Raw genomic sequence first — 6175 nt, forward strand, 5'->3', positions numbered from 1 at the left:
CTGCGGGAGACGGTGCGTTTCGACCGGGCGGTGGGCCGGCTGTCGGAGCAGGGCTATCGGGTGTTCGTCGAGGTGAGTCCGCACCCGGTGCTGGGCCCGGGCATTGAGGAGACGGCGGAGGAACTCGGCCATGAGGCCGTCGTGGTGGGGACCCTGCGTCGTGGCGAAGGCGGCCTGGACCGCTTCCTCACCTCGGCCGCCGAAGCCTTCGTCCGTGGCGTGCCGGTGGACTGGACGGCCGCGTTCGCGGGCACCGGGGCCACTCCGGTGGACCTGCCGACGTACGCGTTCCAGCGGCAGTCCTACTGGTGGGAGCCGGCCCAGGCCGCGCCGGGTGACGCGAGCACCCTGGGGCTGGCCCCGGTCGACCACCCCTTCCTGGGCGCGACGCTCGCGCTGCCCGACTCGGACGGCGTCCTCGTCACCGGCCGGCTCTCCCTCGCCGCGCACCCGTGGCTGGCGGACCACACCGTCCTCGGGACCACCGTGGTCCCCGGCACGGCGCTGCTGGAGCTGGCCTTCCAGGCCGCCGACCGGGCCGGGTGCGGCCGGGTGGAGGAGCTCACCCTGCATGCCCCGCTCGTCCTGCCCGACGAGGGCGCGGTGTCGCTCCAGGTGGTCGTCGGCGCGCCCGACGAGGCCGGCCGGCGCCCGGTGAGCCTGCACTCCCAGCCGGCGGGCACACCGGCCGAGCAGCCGTGGACCAGGCACGCCAGCGGCGTGGCGGGCCCGGCCGGAGCGGCCCCGGAACGCGACGGCGACCCGGAACGCGACGGCGACCCGGGACGCGACGCCGACCCGGCCGCCTGGCCCCCGCCGGGGGCCGCACCCGTCCGGATCGACGGGCTGTACGCGGGCCTGGCCGAGAGCGGCCTGCCGTACGGCCCGGCCTTTCGGGGGGTCAGGGCCGCCTGGCGGCGCGGCGACGAGGTGTTCGCCGAGGTCGCCCTGCCCGAGCAGGTCGCCGGCGAGGCCGGACGCTTCGCCGTGCACCCGGCACTCCTGGACGCCGCGCTGCACGTCATCGGCCTGGCCGGGCCTGCCGGGGGACCGGCGGACGGCCTGCCGCAGTTGCCCTTCGCCTGGGAGGGCCTGACGCTGCACGCCGTCGGCGCGACCGCGCTACGGGTCGGGGTCACCCCGCTGGAGGCCGGCAGGGTGGCGCTGACCGTCGCCGACACCACGGGGCGGCCGGTCGCCGGGATCGAGTCGTTGGCGCTGCGGCCGGTCACCCGGGAGCAACTGGAAGACGTCGGCCGGGCCCAGGGCGATGCGCTCTTCCAGGTCGACTGGATCGCCGTCGGCGCGCCGACGGCCGCCGCGCCGGGCTCCCCGCAGCGGCCCGGCCACTGGGCCGTGGTCGGGGCCGAAGCCGGGGGTACGGGCCTGGGCGACCTCGGCGGTGGGACCTTCGCCGACCTGCGCACGCTGGCGGAGGCGGCGACGCGGACGAGCAGCCCCGTGCCGGAGGTGGTCCTCCTGCCCTGCGCGGAACCGGCCGCGCCCGGCGACCCCGGGGCGGCGGTCCGAGCACTGACCGGTCGCGTCCTCGACGCGCTGCAGAGCTGGCTGGCGGACGACCGGTTCGCCTCCTCCCGTCTGGTGGTCGTGACCCGGGGGGCCGTGGCCGTCCGCCCCGGTGAGGGAGCGGCCGTGCCGGTGCAGGCCCCGGTGTGGGGGCTGGTGCGGGCGGCGCAGGCGGAGAACCCCGGCCGCTTCGTCCTGCTGGACCTGGACGGGGACGGGGACGGGGCGTCACCGGCCGTGGTGGCCGCGGTGGCTGCGGCCGTCCACTCCGGCGAGCCCCAACTCGCCGTCCGGGCAGGCGCCCTGAGCGTTCCCCGGCTCGTCAGAGCGGTGCCGGCGCTGGCACCGCCCGCCGGGGCGCCCGCCTGGCGGCTGGACATCGCGGGCAAGGGCACCCTGGAGAACCTGGCACTGGTGCCCAGCCCGGACGACACCGCCTCCCGCCCCCTGGCCGAGGGCCGGGTACGGATCGCGGTCCGCGCCGCCGGCCTCAACTTCCGTGACGTCGTCGTCGCGCTGGGCCTGGTCCCGAGGCTCGACGGGCTGGGCATCGAGGGCGCCGGCGTGGTCACCGAGGTCGGCCCCGGTGTGGCCTGCCTCGCCGTCGGCGACCGGGTGATGGGACTGTTCTCGGGCGCGTTCGGCCCGGTCGCGGTGGCCGACCACCGCGCCGTCGTGCCGGTGCCCGACAGCTGGTCCTTCGCCGAGGCGGCCGCCGTCCCCGTGGTCTTCCTGACCGCCTACCACGGCCTGCGGGACCTGGCCGATCTGCGGCGCGGCGAGGCGCTCCTCGTCCACTCGGCGGCTGGCGGGGTGGGCATGGCCGCGGTCCAACTGGCCCGGCACTGGGGGGCCGAGGTCTTCGGCACGGCCGGTCCGGGGAAGTGGGACACCCTGCGGTCCTCAGGTCTGGACGATGCGCACATCGCCTCCTCCCGCGACCTCGGCTTCGAGGAGCGGATCCTGGCGGTGACCGGGGGCCGCGGGGTCTCGGTCGTGCTCAACTCGCTGGTGGGGGAGTTCGTGGACGCCTCCCTGCGGCTGCTGCCCCGGGGCGGGCGGTTCCTGGAGATGGGGAAGACCGACCACCGGGACCCGGCCGGGGTGGCCGCCCGGCACCCCGGCGTGGACTACCGGATCTTCGACCTGATGGAGGTCGACCCCGGACGGATCGGCGAGATGCTCCGGGAGGTCCTGGCGCTGTTCGAGGCCGGTGTGCTGCACCGGACACCACTGACCGTGTGGGACGTCCGCCGGGCCCCGGAGGCGTTCCGCCACCTCCGCCAGGCCCGGCACGTCGGGAAGATCGTCCTGACCGTGCCCCCGGCGCCGGATCCGCACGGTACCGCGCTGGTCACCGGGGCCTCGGGGACGCTGGGCGCACTGACCGCCCGGCACCTGGTGACCCGGCACGGCGTGCGGCACCTGCTCCTGGCCTCGCGCCGGGGTCCGGACGCCGAGGGCGCGACCGCACTCGCCGCCGAGCTGACCGCCCTCGGTGCCACCGTGACGACCGCCGCGTGCGACGTCACCGACGCCGAGGCGGTGGCCCGCCTGCTGGCCCGGATACCGGCCGCGCACCCGCTGACGGCGGTCGTCCACACGGCGGGCGTGCTGGACGACGGCGTGGTCCCCTCGCTGAACCGGGAGCGGCTGGACCGCGTCCTGGCGCCGAAGGTGGACGCCGCCTGGCACCTGCACCGGCTGACCGAGCACCTGGACCTCGCGGTGTTCGCCCTCTTCTCCTCCGCCACCGCCCTGGTGGGCGCCGCCGGCCAGGGCAACTACGCGGCGGCCAACGCGTTCCTGGACGGGCTGGCCCGCCACCGGCACTCCCGCGGCCTGCCGGCCCTCTCGCTGGCCTGGGGGCTCTGGGCCGAACGCAGCGCCATGACGGGCCACCTCGAAGGCGCCGACCTGACCAGGATGCGGCGGGTCGGCATGGGCGCGCTCTCGACCGAGGACGGCCTGGCACTCTTCGACGCCGCCCACCGCACGGGTGCGCCGGTGGCGGTGCCGATGCGCCTGGACGCCGCCTCCCTGCGGGCACACGCCGCCTCCGGTGCCGGCCTGGCCGCGGTACCGCCGCTGCTGCGCGGGCTGGTCCGGGTCACCGGCCGCCGGACCGCCGCCGCCGAATCGCCCGCCGGCGGGACATCGTTGGCGCAACGGCTCGCCGGGCTCCGCGCGCCGGAGCGCGAGCGGCTGGTCCTGGACCTGGTGCTCGACGAGACGGCCGTGGTGCTCGGGCACGGTCTCGCCGGCGCGGTCGATGCCCGGCGGGCCTTCCGGGAGCTCGGCTTCGACTCCCTGGCCGCCACGGAGCTGCGGAACCGGCTGAATGCGGTGACCGGCCTGCGCCTGCCGACCACCACCGTGTTCGACCACCCGACGCCGGCCGAGCTCGCGACCCTGCTGCGGTCCCGGCTCATCGGGGAGGCCGACGCCGCCGGGGCCACCGGGGGCGCGGGAGCGTCCGCCGGGGCGGCCGTCTTCGAGGAACTCGACCGGCTGGAAGGCGCGCTCGGCCAGGTGGCGCAGGACGACGACGCCGCGGCCGGAATCACCGAGCGCCTCGAAGCCCTGCTCGGGAAGTGGAAGGAGGCCCGCGCCTTCGACACCGGGGCCCCACCCCGGGCGGACTTCGAATCCGCCACCGTCGACGACATCTTCTCGCTCATCGACGAGGAGTTCGGCCTCTCCTGACCGGCTCGTGCGCCCCGGCCTCCTGCCCCGCCCTCCTGTCCTGCCCTCCTGTCCCGCCTTCTTGTCCTGCCCTGCTGCCCCGCCCGCTCGGCCCGACTTCGAACGGTGCTCCCGGCCTCTACCCGTTGGACGGATTCCCGATGGATAACGAAGAGAAGCTCCTCGACTACCTGAAGCGTGTGTCGGCCGATCTGCGGCAGACCAGGGAGCGCTTGCGTGCGGTGGAGGCCGCGTCGACCGAGCCCGTGGCGGTGGTGGGGATCGGGTGTCGCTACCCCGGCGGGGTGCGCTCGCCGGAGGACCTGTGGCGGCTGGTCGAATCGGGGACGGACGCCATCTCGGGCCTGCCCGCCGACCGTGGCTGGGATCTCGCCGGCCTGTACGACGCGGACCCCGACGCGTCCGGGCGGTCCTACGTTCGCGCCGGCGGATTCCTGGACGCCGCTACCGACTTCGACGCGGGGTTCTTCGGGATCTCGCCGCGTGAGGCGTTGGCGATGGATCCGCAGCAGCGGCTGCTGCTGGAGACCGCCTGGGAGGCCTTCGAGCGGGCGGGGATCGACCCCGAATCGGCCCGGGGTAGCCGAACCGGGGTGTTCGCGGGCCTGAGCATGCAGGACTACGCGACCTTGCTGCGAGCCGCGCCGGCCGAGGTCGAGGGCTACGCGGTGACCGGCAGCGCGGGGAGCGTGTTGTCGGGGCGGGTGGCGTATGCGTTGGGGTTGGAGGGGCCGGCGGTGACGGTGGACACGGCGTGTTCGTCGTCGTTGGTGGCGTTGCACCTGGCGGTGCAGTCGTTGCGGTCGGGTGAGTGTGATCTGGCGTTGGCGGGTGGGGTGACGGTGATGTCGACCCCGGGGATGTTCGTGGAGTTCTCGCGGCAGCGGGGTTTGTCGAGGGATGGTCGGTGCCGGTCGTTCTCGGTGGATGCCGATGGGTTCGGGATGGCCGAGGGCGTCGGCGTGTTGTTGGTGGAGCGGTTGTCGGACGCGCGGCGCAAGGGGCACCGGGTGTTGGCGGTGGTGCGTGGTAGTGCGGTGAATCAGGATGGTGCGTCGAACGGTCTGACGGCGCCGAACGGGCCGTCGCAGCAGCGGGTGATCCGGCAGGCGTTGGCGAACGCGGGGTTGTCGGCGCGGGACGTGGACGTGGTGGAGGCGCACGGGACGGGGACCACGTTGGGTGACCCGATCGAGGCGCAGGCCCTGCTCGCCACCTACGGCCAGGAGCACTCGGCGGACCGGCCCCTGTACCTCGGGTCCGTCAAGTCGAACATCGGGCACCCGCAGGCGGCGGCGGGTGTGGCGGGCGTGATCAAGATGGTGTCGGCGATGCGAGCGGGTGTGCTGCCCAGGACGCTCCATGCGGATGAGCCGTCGCCGCACGTCGACTGGTCGTCGGGGGCCGTGGAGTTGCTGACGCAGGCCCGGGAGTGGCAGTCGGGGGAGCACCCGCTTCGGGCCGGAGTGTCGCCGTTCGGGATCAGTGGGACCAACGCGCATGTGGTCCTGGAGCAGGCACCGATGGAGGAGCCGCTTCCGGCCCTGGAGTCGCCGGTCGGTTCGCCGGTGGCTCTGCCGGTGGTGCCGTTGGTGGTGTCGGCACGGGGTGGTTCGGCGTTGCGGGGGCAGGCGGAGCGGTTGTCGGCCTGGTGGGAGGAGCGGGCCGAGCTGGGTGTGCTGGATGTGGGGTTCTCGTTGGCGGCGGGGCGTGCGCGGTTGGAGCGCCGTGCGGTGGTGGTGGCGGCGGACCGGGCTCAGGGGGTGGCGGGTCTGCGTGCGTTGACCGCTGGTGAGCCGTCGCCCGGGGTGGTGGAGGGCACGGCGGAGCTGCTGGACGGGGCGGGTGTGGTGTTCGTGTTCCCGGGTCAGGGGGCGCAGTGGGTGGGGATGGGTGCGGAGTTGTTGGATTCCTCGCCGGTGTTCGCGGCGCGGATGGGGGA

At 75.3% G+C, this 6175-nt stretch carries 2 protein-coding genes; both read left to right on the top strand.

Features of this window, described 5'->3' with window-relative positions; genetic code table 11:
• Positions 1-4233, top strand: a 4233-nt coding sequence (locus AB0J08_RS40775) for an SDR family NAD(P)-dependent oxidoreductase (protein WP_360644995.1), incomplete at its 5' end; no start/stop codon positions are given.
• Between the two features lie 140 nt (positions 4234-4373).
• Positions 4374-6175: type I polyketide synthase (locus AB0J08_RS40780; RefSeq protein ID WP_360644998.1), on the top strand; the 1802-nt coding region annotated here is incomplete at its 3' end.

Source organism: Kitasatospora sp. NPDC050463 (assembly GCF_040655255.1).
Lineage (GTDB): Bacteria > Actinomycetota > Actinomycetes > Streptomycetales > Streptomycetaceae > Kitasatospora.